Source organism: Mycobacterium sp. (assembly GCF_046330795.1).
GTDB lineage: Bacteria > Actinomycetota > Actinomycetes > Mycobacteriales > Mycobacteriaceae > Mycobacterium.
Genome location: NZ_JAXLSA010000001.1, coordinates 150,315 through 167,050 on the forward strand (window position 1 = coordinate 150,315; position 16,736 = coordinate 167,050).

The window sequence follows — 16,736 nt, forward strand, 5'->3', positions numbered from 1 at the left end:
TGGGCTGAGCACCCTGACTCTGGCCGGCATTCCGGCGTTTCTTTGCCGACGAACCGGGGATGGTTTTCCCGTCATTGTTGCTCGCACTCCACAGTTCCTGGCGCTCATGCAGGCCGTGACGCGGTCCGTGGACGAGCGCCGATTGCTGTTGTCGCTGGCCGAGGTTTGGCCGGCGTCGCCAGCACCCGCGCCGGCGGTCACGTCCGGAACGGTCGCGCCGTTGGAGTTCGTCCTGCGGACGACGCCCGGCAGCGACGAACATCTGGTGATCGTGGGATCGCCCGACGACGACGTCACCAACAACGAGGCCTTCGTCGCCCTCGTGGAGAACCTGCCCGACATGGTGATGCGCACCGACGTCAGCACCCGCATCCTGTATGTCAATCCGAGGATGGCCGCGGTGATCGCCGAGCGATCGGATGGGGGAGTCGGGAACACCGCCGACGAACTGGGCGCGTTCGAGGACACGGTCGCCGCGCTGACCGCCACCTATGGTGAAGCGTTCGCCGAGGGCAAGGCGCTCGATGTGGAGATCGATGTCGCCGGACGGAACCGGATCCATCATCTGCTCGTGCGCGGCGTGCCCGAGCGCGGCAGTGACGGCAGCGTGCAATCGGTGATCTCCGTCATCCGGGACATCAGCGCGCTGAAACGACTCCAGCATCAGTTCGAGGTGCTGGCACGCACCGATCCGCTCACGTCGTTGATGAACCGCCGCAGCTTCTTCGAGCAGGTCGACGCCGAGTTGGCCGCCGGGCGGCGACCGCTGAGCCTGCTGCTGCTCGACGTGGACGACTTCAAGTCCATCAACGACGGGTTCGGCCACGTGGTGGGTGACGAGATCTTGAACCGGATCGGGCGGCTGCTGGAGGCCGAGACGCGCGAGGGCGACCTGATTGCGAGGCTGGGCGGCGATGAGTTCTGCGTGGCCCTCCTCGACGCGGACGTGCACGCGACGGAGTCGACCGCCGAACGCCTGCGCCGCCGGGTGGGCGATGTCGCGCGGGAAGTCGGACTGACGGGTGGGATCGCGGTGAGTGTCGGTGCGGTCACCGCTGGCGACGTCGAGATCACCGCGTACGAACTGCTCGCTCGGGTCGACGATGCGATGTACCGGCAGAAGTTCGTGGCGCGCGCACCGCTGCGAAAGGGCCGTCGACCGTCCGGGGCGCCCCGATGACCGAGGCGCAGAGCTGGCTGGACACCTTCGAGTCGGCGGGCGTTGCGGCGTTCTGGTGCCGACGTGAGTCGGACACCTTCGTAGTCGTTTCCCGGACAGGCTATTTCGGCGCGGTGGTCGGCGCACCGGATGCCGTTGCGGACGAGGCGACGTTACTGCACCGGCTGGCTGCGGCACGCCGGGCGGCCCAGCCGGGGGAGGTGCTGATGGTCCGCGAGGCGGCGGACGCATGGCATTGCGTCGCGCAGCCGATGTCCGACCCGGATCACTTCGTGGCGATCCTGCGGCTACCGAGCCCCTGTCAATTGCGCAATGAGGACTTCTTCAGGATCGTGGAGCAGATCCCCGACGTGATCGCACGATTCGATCGTTCGATGCGTTACCTGTACGTGAATCCCGCTGTCGAGCAGGCCGATCCGGAACGGCCGGTCCAGCTGCGCATCGGCCGGAGTCAGGTCGAGATCGACGAGCCGTCGGCGTTGGCCGACCTGTGGCAGTCGGCGTATCGCACCATCTTCGAGACCGGCGAGCGTCTCGAGCGGGAGTTCGAGTTCCCGGCGCCGGACGGCCCACGGCACTTCGTGCTCCGCCTGGTGCCCGAGTTCGGTGCGGACGGGCAGATCCAGACCGTGCTCAGTTCGGCCCGCGACGTCACCGAACTCAAGATGCTCCAGCGCGAGTTGGAGGTGCTCGCCCAGACCGATTCACTGACACCGCTGCTGAACCGGCGTGCCTTCACGGAACGGGCCACCGTCGAGTTGCGCAAGGTGCGCGACGGACATGGCCGGCTGAGCGTTCTGCTGCTGGACGTCGACGACTTCAAGGCCGTCAACGACACCTTCGGCCATCTGTTCGGCGACCAGGTGCTCGTCGGCATCGGTGCGGTGGTGCAGGATGAGATCGGCCCCTACGATTTCGCCGCCCGAATGGGTGGCGACGAGTTCTGCGTCGGCTTCGTCGACGCGGAGGACGCCGATGCCCGAGAACTCGCCGAGCGGATCCGGCACAGGATCGGCGACGAGGTCGCGCCCCGCGGCGTCGAGCTGACCGTGCACGTCAGCATCGGGCTGACCGCGGCCGCAGCCACCGACGTCAATCTCGACGCGGTGATGAGTCGCGTCGACCGGTTGATGTACGACGAGAAGCAGGCCAAGCGTGACCGCGTTCGTCGGGACGGCGAGCCGATCTCCTGAACCGATCTCGCCAAGCATGTTCGAAGAACGTGTCATGGTGGTATTGCTCCAACGTTGCGGCGGAAGGACGGTCACGATGTCCCACGGTCCCGTCGGCGGTGACGAGCCGTCGATCTTCGGTGACGAAGAGTTCTCCAGCGGCCGCAGCGCCGTTCGCATAGCCGGCGTTGCGGCGTTGGGCGGCCTGTTGTTCGGCTATGACAGCGCGGTCATCAACGGCGCGGTCAAGTCGATCCAGGAACACTTCGACATCAGCGACAACACCCTGGGCTGGGCCGTCGGCTCGGCGTTGCTCGGCGCCGCCGGGGGTGCACTGTTCGCCGGGCGCTTGGCCGACCGAGTGGGGCGATTGGCGGTGATGAAGATCGCCGCGGTGCTGTTCCTGATCAGTGCGATCGGCACTGGTCTGGCGCACCACATCACGCTGATCTTCGTCTTCCGGATCATCGGCGGCATCGCGGTGGGTGCCGCCTCGGTGATCGCCCCGGCCTACATCGCGGAGACCTCGCCGCCCGGTATTCGGGGACGGCTGGGCTCGCTGCAGCAGCTCGCGATCGTCAGCGGGATCTTCTTGTCCCTGGCCGTCGACGCGCTGCTGGCGCACCTGGCGGGCGGGGCGAGCGAGGAGTTGTGGCTGGGTCAGCCAGCCTGGCGGTGGATGTTCTACATGATGGCCGTACCCGCGGTGGTCTACGGTCTGCTGGCCTTCACGATTCCCGAGTCACCGCGTTACCTCGTTGCCACCCACCGCATTCCGGAAGCACGCAGGGTGCTCACCATGCTGCTGGGGCAAAAGAATCTCGAGGTGACCATCAACCGGATCCAGGAGACCATCGAACGCGAAGACCAGCCGTCCTGGCGGGATCTGCGCAAGCCGACCGGCGGTATCTACAGCATCGTGTGGATTGGCCTGGCGCTGTCGATCTTCCAGCAGTTCGTCGGCATCAACGTGATCTTCTACTACTCCAATGTGCTGTGGGAGGCCGTCGGCTACGGGGAGAGCAAGGCCTTCCTGATCACGGTGATCACTTCGGTTACCAACATCGTGACCACGCTCATCGCGATCGCCCTGATCGACAAGATCGGCCGCAAGCCACTGCTGCTGATCGGTTCGGCCGGCATGGCGGTCACCCTGGCGACCATGGCGGTGATCTTCGGCACCGCGCCGTTGGTCGACGGCAAGCCGGAGCTGCACGGCGCCACCGGGACCATCGCCCTGATTGCCGCCAACCTCTTCGTCGTCGCGTTTGGAATGTCTTGGGGCCCGGTGGTGTGGGTGCTGTTGGGCGAGATGTTCCCGAATCGCATCCGTGCGGCGGCACTCGGTCTGGCCGCTGCCGGGCAGTGGGTGGCCAACTTCCTCATCACGTGGACGTTCCCGGGACTGCGACACCATCTGGGCACCGCGTACGGCTTCTACGCCCTGTGTGCGGTCCTGTCCTTCCTGTTCGTGTGGAAGTGGGTCCGGGAGACCAAGGGAGTGTCCCTGGAGGACATGCACGCTGAGCTCATGGCCGACGAGAAGCCCGCGATCGGCAGTGGATAATGTCTGCGTGATGTCGGGAAGCCCGATCAGCCGGGAGGCCATCGCCGCGGCCCCGATGTTCGACGGGCTCGATGGCGCGCAGATCGATTTTCTGGCCGGGCAGAGCCGCACCACGTTTCTGCCCGCCGGGCAGGTGCTGTTCCGGCGCGACACCCCGTCGACGGGGTTCTACGTGGTACGCGAAGGCCTCATGCAGCTCTCGATGTCGAATTCCGAGGGTGTGGTCAAGGTGGTCGAAATCGTCGGTCCCGGAAACGCTTTCGGTCAGGCCGTGATGTTCCTGCACAAGCCGTACCCGGTCGACGCCAGCGCGCTGGCCGACACCGAGCTGGTGTTCGTGCCCACCGTCGCCGTCGACCGACTGCTCGACACCGACCCGGCGATGGCCCGCATCATGCTGGCATCGGTGTCAAAACGGTTGCAGGCCAAGGTGCAGGACATCGCGGCGCTGTCGCTACAGTCGGCCACCCAGCGCATCGTCGCCTATGTCCTCGGCGCGGCCGACGTCGGTCTGACCTCGACCAGTGTGGAGCTGCCGGTGCGCAAACAGGTGCTGGCGTCGCGCTTGGGCATGACTCCGGAAACCTTCTCGCGCGCCATGCGGGCCCTGTCCGGCGAGGGACTGCTCGAGGTCGACGGTGCGGTCGTGCAGATTCCCGACGTCGCCGCGCTGGTGGCGTACTCCGACCGCCAGCCGAGTGTGTGACCGGGCCCACACCGTCCAGTTGATCTAGGTCAATGCTGGCGCCCGCGGCCGTTCCTAGCGTGGGCGTCATGTTCTGTTACCAGTGCGAGCAAACCGACCACACCGCCAACCCCGATCGCCCGAACCTGCTGAGCTTCGGCTGCGCCAGCGTCAAGGGCAACTGCGGCAAGGACGCCACCACCGCGGCGCTGCAGGACGTGCTGGTGCACATCGATCTGGGCATCGGACAGTACGCCGCGATGGCCCGTGCACTGGGCGCCGCCGACCCCGAGTTCGCCGCGCATGCCAGCTTCGACATGTTCACCACCCTGACCAACGTCAACTTCAACGCCACCCGCTTCATGGCGATGATCGCCGAGGCGGTGGCCGTTCGCGACCGCGCCAAACTGGCCTACGAAGCCGCCGCCGAGGCCGCTGGTGTGGAGGCTGAAAAGCTCACCGGCACAGCTGTATTCGTCCCCGCGGCAACCATTTCCGAGGTGGTCGCCCAGGCCGACGGCATCGGCGTCGACGCCGACCTGGACAACGTCGGACCCGACGTGGTGGGCCTGCGCAACCTCAACCTGTACGGCCTCAAGGGCGTCTGCGCCTACGCACACCACGCGCACGCCCTGGGTTACCGCACCGAGGAGACCGATGCGGGCATCGAGTCCGCGCTGGCGTTCCTGGCCGACCCACCCACCGACCCCGAGGCGCTGCTCGTGCACGCGCTCGACCTCGGTGCGCTGAACCTGAAGGTGATGGAGATGCTCGACGGCGCCAACACCGGCAGCTTCGGCAGCCCGGTGCCCACGCCGGTCCGTGTCACGCCCGTCGTCGGCAAGGCGATCCTGGTCTCCGGCCACGATCTGCACGACCTCCACACGATCTTGAAGGCCACCGAGAACACCGGCATCAACGTCTACACCCACGGCGAGCTGCTGCCCGCCCACGGCTACCCCGGCCTGCACGTGTACAGCCACCTGGCCGGCAACTACGGCGGCGCCTGGCAGGACCAGCAGCGCGACTTCACCGCGTTCCCCGGTCCGATCGTGATGACGTCCAACTGCCTGATCGAGCCGCAGCCGGCGTACCGCAACCGGATCTTCACCATGGGACCGGTGGGCTGGCCGGGCATCCGCCACCTGAGCTCCGACCTATCGCCGGTGCTCGGGGCGGCCCGGGCGATGCCGGGATTCACCACCGAGGTGCCGTCGGAAACCGTGACCACCGGGTTCGGCCACGGCGCCGTGCTGTCGGTCGCCGACACGGTGATCGAGGCGGTCAAGTCCGGTGCGATCAAACGCTTCCTGCTGATCGGCGGCTGCGACGGCGCGGCACCGGGACGCAACTACTACACCGATGTCGCCGACCACGCGCCGGCCGACACCGTGCTGATGACGTTGGGCTGCAACAAGTATCGGTTCAACACCCACGAGTTCGGCGAGATCGGTGGAATCCCCCGACTGCTCGACGTGGGCCAGTGCAACGACAGCTACTCGGCCGTGCAGATCGCGCTGGCACTGGCGAATGCGTTCGACTGCGGCGTCAACGACCTGCCGTTGAGTCTGTTCGTGTCCTGGTTCGAGCAGAAGGCCGCCGCGGTCCTGCTGACCCTGCTGTCGCTGGGTATTCGCAATATCCGCCTCGGCCCGACGCTGCCGGCGTTCCTGACCCCGGCGCTGGTCGACATCCTGGTGGACAAGTTCGCGCTCAAGCCGATCGGCGATCCCGCCCAGGACCTGGCGGACGCGATGGCGGGCGCCTGATGACCGAGACCGCCACCAGCACCGCCGAGACCGACCTGTCGGCGCACGAGGTGGTGCTGGTCACCGACGACGGGGTGGAATCGGCCATCCGCTGCGACGAGAACACCACGGTGCTCGCCGCCGCCGAGGAGGCCGGGCTGGTCCTGAAGTCGTCGTGTCAGGCCGGCGGGTGCGGAGCGTGCTCGGCCGTGCTGTCCGGCGGACGGGTGGACATGGCCGAACACGACCCCGACGTCGTCGAGGTGGCCGAGGACGACGGCGGAATACTGTTGTGCTGCAGCTTCCCCCGCGACAACTGCCGCATCGAGCTGCCGTACGACCGGAGCAAGGTGGTGGCGGCCCGGCCGAATCGGCGCCGGGCCCGGATCACCCGGCTGGAGCGGGTTGCCGACGGTGTCGTCGCTCTCGGCCTGACGCTGCTGGCCGACGCCGACGGCTCGTCGTCCGCCGACTTCGAATCGGGTCAGTTCGTGCAGCTCACCGTTCCCGGCACCGCGGTACGGCGGTCCTACTCACCGGCCAACGTCGCCAACTGGGACGGCGAGTTGGAGTTCTACATCCGGCCGCTGCCCGGCGGAGTGATGTCGGAGTACCTGACCCGGGCCGCGGCGGTCGGCGACGAACTGACGGTCTCGACGGCCAAGGGTGACTTCGTCCTGGCCGAGAACGGGCTGCGGCCCCGTTGGTTCATCGGCGGCGGTACCGGGTTGTCGCCGCTGCTGTCGATGCTGCGCCGGATGGCCGAATGGGGAGACCCGCAGCCGACGCGGCTGTTCTTCGGTGTGACGCGGCAGTCCGAGGTGTTCGGACAGGACGAGCTGGCGGCCGTCGCCGCGACACTGCCCGGGTTCCGGGCCGACACCGTGGTGTGGCAGCCGGCACCGGACTGGACCGGCGCCACCGGCAACCCCGTCGATCTGGCGGCGGCCGAGGCCTCGACCCTCGACGAGTGGCCGGACGTCTATGTGTGCGGGCCGCCGCCGATGATCGACGCCGCCTATGCCGCACTGGCCGCTGTCGGGGTGCCGCGGGAGCAGGTCCACGCCGAACGCTTCCTGTCCGGCGCTGCCCCGTAGCCCACTGAACTCGGGCATCGTGGCCCGTGTGAAACAATCCTGTGCCGTGAAGACCTTCGAGGAACTGTTCGCCGAACTGGGGGAACGCTCACGTACACGGCCGGCGGGCAGCGCCACCGTCGCCGCCCTGGACGCCGGCGTTCACACCATCGGCAAGAAGATCCTGGAAGAGGCCGGCGAGGTCTGGATGGCCGCCGAGCACGAATCCGACGAGGCGCTGGCCGGCGAGATCAGCCAACTGCTGTACTGGACCGAGGTGCTGATGGTCGCGCGCGGCCTGACCCTCGACGACATCTACCGGAAGCTGTGATGGGCGTGTTGCGTGTTGCCGTCCCCAACAAGGGCGCTCTGAGCGAATCGGCCGCCGAGATCCTCGCGGAGGCCGGCTACCGGCGTCGCACGGACCCGAAGGACCTGACTGTCCTCGATCCGGTCAACAACGTCGAATTCTTCTTCCTGCGGCCCAAGGACATCGCCATCTACGTCGGCTCCGGACAGCTGGATTTCGGCATCACCGGTCGCGATCTGGCGTTCGAGTCCGACGCCCCGGTGTCCGAGCGGCTCGCGCTGGGGTTCGGATCGTCGACGTTCCGGTACGCCGCCCCGGCGGGCCGGGACTGGACGGTCGCCGACCTGGCCGGCAAACGGATCGCCAGCGCGTACCCGAACCTGGTCCGGAAAGACTTGGCGGCCAAGGGAATCGACGCCACGGTCATCCGGCTCGACGGTGCGGTGGAGATCTCCATCCAGCTCGGCGTGGCCGACGCGATCGCCGACGTCGTGGGCTCCGGCCGGACGTTGCGCGCCCACGGTCTGGCCGCGTTCGGTGAGTCGCTGTGCGATTCGGAGGCCGTGCTGATCGAACGTGCCGGCAACCAGCCCGACGTCGCGCGGGACCAACTGGCGGCCCGCGTTCAGGGGGTCGTGTTCGGCCAGCAGTATCTGATGCTGGACTACGACTGCCCCAAGGCCGTGCTGGAGCGGGCCACCGAGGTGACTCCGGGCCTGGAGTCACCGACCATCGCCCCGTTGGCCGACCCGGACTGGGTCGCCGTGCGCGCGCTGGTTCCGCGCCGGGACGTCAACGCCATCATGGACGAGTTGGCCATCATCGGCGCCAAGGCGATTCTCGCGTCGGACATCCGGTTCTGCCGTTTCTGAACTGCTAGCCTCCCAGGTTGTGACGCACTTCCTCGTTCTGGTGCTGGCCGGCCTGATCGGCGCGGTCGCCGGCCTGCGGGCCCTGACCGCTCCTGCCGTGGTGGCCTGGGCCGCCATGTTGCACTGGATCAACCTCGACGGCACCTGGGTGCAGTGGCTGGGCCACCCGATCACCGTCGCGATCCTCACCGTGCTGGCCCTGGGTGAGCTGATCACCGATCAACTGCCCAAGTCGCCGAGTCGCACCGTGCCGATGCAGTTCATCGCCCGCCTGATCACCGGCGGATTCGCCGGCGCCGCGCTGGGCACCGCCTGGGGGTACCGGTGGGGCGGTCTGGGTGCGGCGCTGATCGGCGCCGCCGTCGGCACCATCGTCGGCTACGAACTGCGCCGCCGGCTCTCCGACCATCACGGGATCGACCTTCCGGTCGCCATCACCGAGGACGTCGTCGCCGTCGTCGGCGGGCTGGCCGTCGTCGCCCTGACCGCCGCGCTGTAGATGAGCGAGCGCTTCGACGCGATCATCGTCGGGGCGGGACAGGCCGGCCCACCGCTGGCCGGCAGGCTGACCGACGCGGGGATGACCGTCGCCGTCATCGAACGCAAACTGGTCGGCGGCACCTGTGTCAACTACGGCTGCATCCCCACCAAGACCCTGGTCGCCAGCGCGCATGCCGCGCATGTGGCCCGCCGCGGCGCCGACTTCGGGGTGCAGACCGGGCCGGTGACCGTTGACATGGCGAAGGTCAGGGCGCGCAAGGACACCATAGTGCACGACGACCGCCACGGCGTCGAGGACTGGATCACCGGCATGCCCGGCGCCACCCTGCTGCGCGGGCACGCCCGGTTCGTCGGTCCCAAGACCCTGTCGGTCGACGGCCGGCTCCTGGCGGCCGACCACATCTTCCTCAACGTCGGCGGCCGGGCCGTCGTCCCGGACATCCCCGGCCTGGCCGACGTCGACTACCTCACCAACGTGGGCATCCTCGAACTCGACACCGTCCCAGAACATCTCGTCATCGTCGGCGGCAGTTACATCGCGCTGGAATTCGCCCAGATGTACCGCCGATTCGGCGCTCGGGTCACCGTCGTCGAGAAGGGCGCGCGGTTGACCTCCCGGGAGGACGAGGACGTCTCGGCGGCGATCAAGGACATTCTGGAGGCCGAGGGCATCACGGTGATTCTCGATGCGACGGCCATGCGGATCACCAAACGCGACAACGGTTTTGCGTTACAGCCCCGCGACGGCGCCGAGCCGGTTATCGGCACGCGGCTGTTGGTGGCCACCGGCCGGCGGCCCAACACCGACGACCTCGGGCTGGAGGCCGCCGGGGTGCAGGTCGATCATCGCGGCCACATCATCGTCGACGACCAGTTGCGCACCACCGCCGAGGGCGTCTGGGCAATGGGGGACTGCAACGGCAAGGGCGCGTTCACGCACACGTCCTACAACGACTTCGAGATCGTGGCGGCCAACCTGCTCGACGACGATCCCCGCCGGGTGTCCGACCGCATCACCACCTACGCGCTCTACATCGACCCGCCGCTGGGCCGGGCGGGCATGACCGAGGACGAGGTCCGCCGGTCGGGCCGAAAAGCGTTGGTGGGCAAGCGGCCGATGACCCGCGTCGGCCGCGCCGTGGAGAAGGGCGAGACGCAGGGCTTCATGAAGGTGGTGGTGGACGCCGAAACGAGGGAGATCCTCGGTGCGGCCATCCTCGGCGTCGGCGGCGACGAGGTGATCCACTGCATCCTGGACGTCATGACCGCCAAGCTGCCCTACACGGCGATCTCCCGCACCATGCACATCCACCCCACGGTCAGCGAGCTGGTGCCGACGATGCTGCAGGAACTGCGGCCGCTGGAGTGACCGGTCAGCCGACCGGCTGCACCAGCAGCGTCTGCGCCGACGTCCCGATGAACCCGTCGCGGTCGAACACCTCGGCGGTGGTGACCCCGAGGCCGTCCGGGCCGATCGAGGCGCGGGCGCGCACCGCGAAATCCTGCCCGGTGGGCAACCGATGGAGGTGCAACACCGTGTCGGTGTTCATGAACGCGAACGTCGACGGATCCAGCACGGCGCCAACGCCGTTGGCCGAGTCGACCACCATGGTCAGGCGCTGCAGCGCCGTCGTCGGCTCGTCGTCGATCAGGCCCGCCCGCGGGGTCATCCACACCACCCGTGCCCCGGCGTCGTCGGGCTGGTTGCGAAAGTCGACGGACTCCAGATAGCCCGGGGCGTCCCACCAGAACGCCGGAGCGGGCGTCGGCGGAACCTCCACCAGCGGCGGATACCGGTCGGTGGCGACCGCGGCCGTGTCGGACGGCGCGAGCGCCCACGCGGTCACCCGGGCCACCGGCCGGGTGTCGCCGACCGCGGCGAGCTCCGAGGTCAACAGCGCGATCCGCTTACCCGGGCGCGGCACCCGGGTCTGCACGTGCAGCGGCGCCACCGGGATGGCGCCCAGGATGTCCAGGGTCAGGCGGCCGATCCGCAGCCCGGAGCCGGCGAGCTCGTCCTCGATGGCACGGGTCAACAGGGCCAACGGGGGAGAGCCGTGCTGGATCTCCGGGGTCCAGTTGCTGCGGGTGAAGTCCGTCGACGCGTACTCGTACTTCCCGAGCCGGCGGTAGTAGCAGTCCGTCATGACGCCAGCTGCTCGGGCCATCCCGGGTACACCGGCGGGGTCCCGCCGAACGCCGGGCACAGCGCCTGGTGCGAGCACCAGTTGCACATCCGCGACGGCGTAGCACGGAAATCGCCTGTGGCACCGGCCTTTTGGATGGCCTGCCAGATGGCCTGCAGGATCCGCTCGAACCGGGTCAGCTCGTCGAGCTCGGGGCTGTAATCCAGCAGCGCCCCGTCGGCCAGATAGATCAGCCGCAGCCGCGCCGGCATCACCCCGCGGGAGCGCAACAGCGCCACGGCGTAGAACTTCATCTGGAACAACGCCTTGGCCTCGGCGAGGCCGCGGGTCTCCGGTGGGGCCTTGCCGGTCTTGTAGTCGACCACCCGCAGTGCGCCGGAGGGGGCGACGTCGATGCGGTCGACGAATCCGCGCAGCGGCGTTCCATCGGCCAACTCGACCTCGACGCGCTGTTCACACGACTGCGGGTCGAACCGGGTGGGGTCTTCGAGCCGGTAGTAGCCGGTCAGCAGCGCCTGCGCCTCGGTCAGCAGCTTGTCCCGGTGTTCGGGGGTGAACGCGGCGACCAGTTCCGGCTCCTCGCCGACCACCACATCCCAGGCCGGCCCCACCAGGGACACGGCGGTCTGCGGGTCGCGCAACGGCGCCGGCAGCGCATAGAGCTGCTCGAGTGCGGCGTGCACCACCGAACCGCGCAGCTGTGCGGCCGACGGAGGTTCGGGCAACCGATCGATGGCGCGCAGCCGGTACAGCAGCGGGCACTGTTTGAAGTCGGCGGCCCGCGACGGCGAAAGGGCGGGACGGCTCATGGGTCGAGGGTATGCAGCGGGTCCGACAGGACATGGCAGGCTGAACGCCGTGTCGTCAACCGGACCGTTCGCCGTGGGAGACCGCGTGCAACTCACTGACGCCAAGGGCAGGCACTACACGATGGTGCTCGAGCCGGGCGGCGAGTTCCACACCCACCGCGGCGCTGTCGCCGCCGACAACGTCATCGGCCTTCCCGAGGGCAGTGTCGTCACGTCCACCAACGGCGACCCGTTCCTGGTGCTGCGACCGTTGCTGATCGACTACGTGCTGTCGATGCCGCGCGGCGCCCAGGTGATCTACCCCAAGGACGCCGCACAGATCGTGCACGACGGCGACATCTTCCCCGGCGCCCGCGTCCTCGAGGCCGGCGCGGGATCCGGTGCGCTGACCTGCTCGCTGCTGCGCGCCGTCGGCCCGACCGGCCGCGTCATCTCCTACGAACTGCGCGACGACCACGCCGTGCACGCCCGGCGCAACGTCGACACTTTTTTCGGGGGCCGGCCCGACAACTGGGATCTGGTGATCGCCGATCTGGCCGACTATGCGGGCGAGCAGGTGGACCGCATCGTCCTGGACATGCTCGCGCCGTGGGACGTGCTCGCCGCGGTGCAGCGGGCACTCATCCCCGGCGGTGTTCTCATCGTCTACGTCGCCACCGTCACCCAGCTGTCCAAGGTGGTCGAGGCCCTGCGTGAGCAGCAGTGCTGGACCGAGCCGCGGTCCTGGGAGACGCTGCAGCGCGGCTGGGACGTCGTCGGGCTGTCCGTGCGTCCGCAGCACAACATGCGCGGACACACGGCCTTCCTGGTGTCGGCGCGCCGGCTGGCGGAGGGCACCGTTGCCCCAACTCCGTTGCGGCGCAAGAAGCATCTGTAGATCAAACTGAGAGTGATCGACTCAGCGGCCAGTGCAAAATCCACTCGCACATCGTCGCAGCCACGGCTGAGTCGACGCTGAGGCCGGACGGGTCAGTCTTCGCTGTTGGCCAGTCCGCGGCGCGCGGAGAGCAGTTCGATCTCGGGCCGGGCCGCGACCAGCCGTTCGGCCGCGTCGAGAACCTCGACCACGTGCGCGCGGTCCCCGCCGGCCACCGCCAACCCGATCCCGGCGCGGCGGTGCAGATCCTGCGAGCCGGTCTCGGCGGCCGACACGGCGAAGCGCCGCTGCAACTCGGCCACGATGGGCCGCACCACCGAGCGCTTCTCCTTCAGCGAGTGCACATCGCCGAGCAGCAGGTCGAACTCCAACCAGCCGATCCACATGGTCAGCGCGGGGGCGTGGGCGGTGGGGGCGGTATGGGTGCGGGGGGCGGAGGCGGTGGCGGAGGTGGTTCGGGTGGCACCGGCGGAGTGCCGGGGCTGTCGCCGAACACCAGCAGCATGTCGGCCGTTCTGCGCGACAACTGCCACCCGGGGGCCGCCGGCGTGAACTCCATGGGGAAGGTGAACCCGCCCACCTTGGGATCCGGCCCGGCGGCGCTCACGGTGGCAATCACGTTCCCCGGTGTCTGATCGGACCAGGACAGCCCGGTGGCCGTGAAGATCAACGGGATCATGTGGTTGTCCTGCAACGCCTTCGTGAAGTTCTCCAGCGAGGTGGCGTCGGCGGCGCTGGCATCCTGCACCAGGGGGAGCTTCTCGGCCCCGGGCACCGCCGGGTCGGCCAGCCGGCCCAGGAGGTCGGTCAGGGTCACCGGATCGGGCAGCGGCGCCCCGGGTGTGCTCGGCGCCGCGGACGCCAAGGTCGAGGGAGGCGGCGTGACCGATTCCGAGATGACGCCGCCCTGCTGGCCACACCCCGACAGCCAGAACGCCGCCACAATCGTGGCGGCGCTCAGGGTCGAGACGTTGGGCCGGGGCAAGGCAGACCCGGGCTAGGCGGAGAACAGTTGCAGCACCTGCGTGGCCGAGGCGCGGGAGAGCTTCCAGCCGCCCTGGTCGACGAAGGTGATGCTCTGCGTCTGCGCGGGCGTCGCGGGACCGGAAGCGGTGACGCTCGCGGTGGCAGCACCCGGGCCCACCGGCGTGATGCCCGACACGTTGAACGTCAGCGGCAGCTGGCCCTTGGCGGCGGCACTACGCATCAGCGAATCGGCGGCGCGACCCTCGATGATGCCGATGCCACCCTCGACCAGGTAGGACTTCGAAGCAAACGGCACCCCCGGGTTGGCCAGGCCGTTCAGGACGCCATAGAGCTGGTCCGGCGTGGGCAGATCGGCGGCCGGGTCCAGCGGCATCGGGACGCCGAAGACCACGGGCTGCACCTGCACAGAACGCGTCGCGACGGCGTCCGAAGCTGAGGTCAGCCCCGCGGTCACGGCGCCGGCGACGGCGGCCACGCCGGCCACGGTCGCAATACCTCTTGCTAGGGAGTTCAGGGTCACGGCTGTCCTTTCGATCGACCCGACATGTTCTCAAGATTATCAGCGGCGCCCGTGTGTCGGATTTCTAGAGCGCACACGATTGTTGAATCGCCGGTAGCGTTGACGTTGTTACTGCACCAACTTCCGGTGTGGGAGAGGAGCGCAGCATGAGTGGGTCAGAGCGTTCTGACGGATTCGAAACATCCCGCCAACCTGAGATGTCCAGCGAAGACGCCGCTGAACTCGAGCAGTTGCGCCGCGAAGCGGCGGCCCTGCGCGTGCAGCTCCAGGAGGTCGGCTCGGCGCCCGGTGGAGCCCGCAGCGCCCGTGATGTTCATCAGCTCGAAGCCCGCATCGACTCGCTCGCCGCGCGAAACGCCAAGCTGATGGAAACTCTTAAAGAAGCGCGCCAGCAACTGCTCGCGCTGCGCGAGGAGGTCGACCGGCTGGGGCAGCCGCCCAGCGGCTACGGTGTGCTGCTCGGGGTCGCCGACGACGACACCGTCGACGTCTTCACCTCCGGCCGCAAGATGCGGCTCACCTGCTCGCCCAACATCGACACCAAGACCCTCAAGAAGGGCCAGACGGTCCGGCTCAACGAGGCGTTGACCGTGGTGGAGGCCGGCAACTTCGAGTCCGTCGGCGAGATCAGCACGCTGCGCGAGGTCCTGGCCGACGGCCACCGGGCACTGGTGGTCGGGCACGCCGACGAGGAGCGCATCGTCTGGCTCGCCGAGCCGCTGATCTCCGCCGAGGACCTGCCGGCCGAGGTTCTCGAGGCGCTGTCGGAGGACGAGCGGCCGCGCAAGCTGCGCCCCGGTGATTCGCTGCTGGTCGACACCAAGGCCGGTTACGCCTTCGAGCGCATCCCCAAGGCCGAGGTCGAGGATCTGGTGCTGGAGGAAGTGCCCGATGTCAGCTACCACGACATCGGCGGGCTGACCCGGCAGATCGAGCAGATCCGCGACGCCGTGGAGCTGCCGTTCCTGCACAAGGACCTGTACAAGGAATATGCGCTGCGCCCACCCAAGGGTGTGCTGCTCTACGGGCCGCCCGGCTGCGGCAAGACGCTGATCGCCAAGGCCGTGGCCAACTCGCTGGCCAAGAAGATGGCGGAACTGCGCGGCGAGGAGTCCCGCGAGGCCAAGAGCTACTTCCTCAACATCAAGGGCCCCGAGCTGCTCAACAAGTTCGTCGGCGAGACCGAGCGGCACATCCGGCTGATCTTCCAGCGGGCCCGCGAGAAGGCCTCCGAGGGCACCCCGGTGATCGTGTTCTTCGACGAGATGGACTCGATCTTCCGCACCCGCGGCACCGGCGTGAGCTCGGATGTGGAGACCACGGTCGTGCCGCAGCTGCTCAGCGAGATCGACGGTGTCGAGGGCCTGGAGAACGTCATCGTCATCGGCGCCTCCAACCGCGAGGACATGATCGACCCGGCGATCCTGCGGCCCGGCCGCCTGGACGTCAAGATCAAGATCGAGCGGCCCGACGCCGAGTCCGCGCAGGACATCTTCAGCAAGTACCTCACCGAGGAACTGCCGATCCATGTCGACGACCTGGCCGAGTTCTCCGGGGACCGGGGACTGACGGTCAAGGCGATGATCGAGAAGGTCGTCGACCGGATGTACGCCGAGATCGACGACAACCGGTTCCTGGAGGTCACCTACGCCAATGGTGACAAGGAAGTCATGTACTTCAAGGACTTCAACTCCGGCGCGATGATCCAGAACGTGGTCGACCGTGCGAAGAAGAACGCGATCAAGGCGGTGCTCGAGACCGGTCAACCCGGCCTGCGGATCCAGCACCTGCTGGACTCGATCGTCGATGAGTTCGCGGAGAACGAGGACCTGCCCAACACCACCAATCCCGATGACTGGGCCCGGATCTCGGGCAAGAAGGGCGAGCGGATCGTCTACATCCGCACGCTGGTCACCGGCAAGAGCTCGTCGGCCAGCCGGGCCATCGACACGGAGTCGAACCTGGGGCAGTACCTGTAGCGGTGGCTCAGCCGCACAGGTAGATCGAGGCGGATTCGTAGATGAACTTCGCCTCGTCGGCGCCGATGCTCTCGCCGGTGTTCTTGTAGATGGCTTCGACGGTGGTGTCCTGCGGCACCCCGTGCTGGATGTCCGTGCAGATCTGGTAGCCCAGGGTCAGCGCTTCCTGACTGGGGCCGGTGAAATCGTGATTGGCCAGGTCGGTCAGGTAGCCGTCCTCGTCGGCGCTCGCCGGGGCGGCGAACCCGATGCCGAGGGCGAACACCGCGGCGGCCGCGGCGGGAAGGATCTTCTTCATGTGCGGAT

General features: G+C 68.2%; 18 protein-coding genes. 12 read left to right on the plus strand and 6 right to left on the minus strand.

From position 1 onward, the window contains the following. The first annotated feature begins 115 nt into the window (after positions 1-115). The 10 genes from U0R18_RS00765 to U0R18_RS00810 all read left to right on the plus strand — a co-directional run bounded on the left by U0R18_RS00765 (position 116) and on the right by U0R18_RS00810 (position 10,480). A complete protein-coding gene (locus U0R18_RS00765) occupies positions 116-1,180 on the plus strand; it encodes a sensor domain-containing diguanylate cyclase (RefSeq protein ID WP_526364964.1) in 1,065 nt (354 codons plus the stop codon). Further along, positions 1,177-2,373 (plus strand): GGDEF domain-containing protein, encoded by a 1,197-nt coding sequence (locus U0R18_RS00770; RefSeq protein WP_526364966.1) that lies wholly within the window; start codon positions 1,177-1,179, stop codon positions 2,371-2,373. Before U0R18_RS00765 ends, U0R18_RS00770 begins: the two co-directional genes overlap by 4 nt. Before the next feature lie 76 nt (positions 2,374-2,449). Continuing rightward, on the plus strand, positions 2,450-3,919 hold the full coding sequence (locus U0R18_RS00775) for a sugar porter family MFS transporter (RefSeq protein ID WP_526364968.1): 1,470 nt from the start codon (positions 2,450-2,452) through the stop codon (positions 3,917-3,919). Between the two features lie 10 nt (positions 3,920-3,929). Then, entirely contained in the window at positions 3,930-4,625 is a 696-nt protein-coding gene (locus tag U0R18_RS00780; protein ID WP_526364970.1) for a Crp/Fnr family transcriptional regulator, read from the plus strand. A 68-nt stretch (positions 4,626-4,693) separates the two neighbouring features. Then, the gene (gene hcp / locus U0R18_RS00785) at positions 4,694-6,373 is read left to right on the plus strand and encodes a hydroxylamine reductase (protein ID WP_526364972.1); all 1,680 of its coding nucleotides are present in this window, start codon (positions 4,694-4,696) and stop codon (positions 6,371-6,373) included. Then, positions 6,373-7,449 carry a 2Fe-2S iron-sulfur cluster-binding protein gene (locus U0R18_RS00790; RefSeq protein WP_526364974.1) on the plus strand — a complete coding sequence of 359 codons (1,077 nt, stop codon included), beginning with the start codon at positions 6,373-6,375 and terminating at the stop codon, positions 7,447-7,449. The genes hcp and U0R18_RS00790 overlap by 1 nt, the downstream gene beginning before the upstream one ends. 28 nt (positions 7,450-7,477) lie before the next feature. Then, entirely contained in the window at positions 7,478-7,759 is a 282-nt protein-coding gene (locus U0R18_RS00795) for a phosphoribosyl-ATP diphosphatase (protein ID WP_526364976.1), read from the plus strand. A 5-nt stretch (positions 7,760-7,764) separates the two neighbouring features. Next, positions 7,765-8,610 (plus strand): ATP phosphoribosyltransferase, encoded by an 846-nt coding sequence (gene hisG / locus U0R18_RS00800; protein WP_526364978.1) that lies wholly within the window; start codon positions 7,765-7,767, stop codon positions 8,608-8,610. 19 nt (positions 8,611-8,629) lie between these two features. Next, positions 8,630-9,109, plus strand: a complete 480-nt coding sequence (locus U0R18_RS00805; protein WP_526364980.1) for a glycine zipper 2TM domain-containing protein — start codon at positions 8,630-8,632, stop codon at positions 9,107-9,109. After that, entirely contained in the window at positions 9,110-10,480 is a 1,371-nt protein-coding gene (locus tag U0R18_RS00810) for an FAD-containing oxidoreductase (protein ID WP_526364982.1), read from the plus strand. A gap of 4 nt (positions 10,481-10,484) precedes the next feature. On the opposite strand, the gene U0R18_RS00815 is transcribed toward U0R18_RS00810, so the two are convergent. Continuing rightward, positions 10,485-11,258 carry an acyl-CoA thioesterase domain-containing protein gene (locus U0R18_RS00815; RefSeq protein WP_526364984.1) on the minus strand — a complete coding sequence of 258 codons (774 nt, stop codon included), beginning with the start codon at positions 11,256-11,258 and terminating at the stop codon, positions 10,485-10,487. Then, positions 11,255-12,067 carry a RecB family exonuclease gene (locus U0R18_RS00820; protein WP_526364986.1) on the minus strand — a complete coding sequence of 271 codons (813 nt, stop codon included), beginning with the start codon at positions 12,065-12,067 and terminating at the stop codon, positions 11,255-11,257. The genes U0R18_RS00815 and U0R18_RS00820 overlap by 4 nt, the downstream gene beginning before the upstream one ends. A gap of 49 nt (positions 12,068-12,116) precedes the next feature. Here U0R18_RS00820 and U0R18_RS00825 point away from each other — a divergent pair, with 49 nt between their 5' ends. Continuing rightward, on the plus strand, positions 12,117-12,944 hold the full coding sequence (locus U0R18_RS00825; RefSeq protein ID WP_526364988.1) for a class I SAM-dependent methyltransferase: 828 nt from the start codon (positions 12,117-12,119) through the stop codon (positions 12,942-12,944). 92 nt (positions 12,945-13,036) lie between these two features. On the opposite strand, the gene U0R18_RS00830 is transcribed toward U0R18_RS00825, so the two are convergent. From U0R18_RS00830 to U0R18_RS00840, 3 genes are read right to left on the minus strand one after another with little or no spacing between them, the layout of a single operon-like run. Next, entirely contained in the window at positions 13,037-13,330 is a 294-nt protein-coding gene (locus U0R18_RS00830; RefSeq protein ID WP_526364990.1) for a DUF503 domain-containing protein, read from the minus strand. Between the two features lie 2 nt (positions 13,331-13,332). After that, a complete protein-coding gene (gene lppK, locus U0R18_RS00835) occupies positions 13,333-13,929 on the minus strand; it encodes a lipoprotein LppK (RefSeq protein WP_526364992.1) in 597 nt (198 codons plus the stop codon). Positions 13,930-13,941: 12 nt separating this feature from the next. Continuing rightward, positions 13,942-14,451, minus strand: a complete 510-nt coding sequence (locus U0R18_RS00840; RefSeq protein WP_526364994.1) for an MTB12 family secreted protein — start codon at positions 14,449-14,451, stop codon at positions 13,942-13,944. Positions 14,452-14,597: 146 nt separating this feature from the next. On the opposite strand from U0R18_RS00840, the gene arc reads away from it, so the two are divergent. Next, on the plus strand, positions 14,598-16,430 hold the full coding sequence (gene arc, locus U0R18_RS00845; RefSeq protein ID WP_526364996.1) for a proteasome ATPase: 1,833 nt from the start codon (positions 14,598-14,600) through the stop codon (positions 16,428-16,430). Between the two features lie 7 nt (positions 16,431-16,437). Here the strand turns inward: arc and U0R18_RS00850 are convergent, their stop codons facing one another. Next, positions 16,438-16,728: a DUF732 domain-containing protein gene (locus U0R18_RS00850; protein WP_526364998.1), complete on the minus strand. Its 291-nt coding sequence runs from the start codon at positions 16,726-16,728 to the stop codon at positions 16,438-16,440. Positions 16,729-16,736: the final 8 nt, after the last annotated feature.

What these genes read in the sequence shown, in the direction of transcription:
- U0R18_RS00770 (WP_526364966.1), top strand. Translation starts at nt 1,177, where the DNA reads ATGACCGAGGCGCAGAGCTGGCTGGACACCTTCGAGTCGGCGGGCGTT.
- U0R18_RS00775 (WP_526364968.1), top strand. Translation starts at nt 2,450, where the DNA reads ATGTCCCACGGTCCCGTCGGCGGTGACGAGCCGTCGATCTTCGGTGAC.
- U0R18_RS00780 (WP_526364970.1), top strand. Translation starts at nt 3,930, where the DNA reads ATGTCGGGAAGCCCGATCAGCCGGGAGGCCATCGCCGCGGCCCCGATG.
- hcp (WP_526364972.1), top strand. Translation starts at nt 4,694, where the DNA reads ATGTTCTGTTACCAGTGCGAGCAAACCGACCACACCGCCAACCCCGAT.
- U0R18_RS00790 (WP_526364974.1), top strand. Translation starts at nt 6,373, where the DNA reads ATGACCGAGACCGCCACCAGCACCGCCGAGACCGACCTGTCGGCGCAC.
- U0R18_RS00810 (WP_526364982.1), top strand. Translation starts at nt 9,110, where the DNA reads ATGAGCGAGCGCTTCGACGCGATCATCGTCGGGGCGGGACAGGCCGGC.
- U0R18_RS00815 (WP_526364984.1), bottom strand. Translation starts at nt 11,258, where the DNA reads ATGACGGACTGCTACTACCGCCGGCTCGGGAAGTACGAGTACGCGTCG.
- U0R18_RS00820 (WP_526364986.1), bottom strand. Translation starts at nt 12,067, where the DNA reads ATGAGCCGTCCCGCCCTTTCGCCGTCGCGGGCCGCCGACTTCAAACAG.
- U0R18_RS00830 (WP_526364990.1), bottom strand. Translation starts at nt 13,330, where the DNA reads ATGTGGATCGGCTGGTTGGAGTTCGACCTGCTGCTCGGCGATGTGCAC.
- arc (WP_526364996.1), top strand. Translation starts at nt 14,598, where the DNA reads ATGAGTGGGTCAGAGCGTTCTGACGGATTCGAAACATCCCGCCAACCT.
- U0R18_RS00850 (WP_526364998.1), bottom strand. Translation starts at nt 16,728, where the DNA reads ATGAAGAAGATCCTTCCCGCCGCGGCCGCCGCGGTGTTCGCCCTCGGC.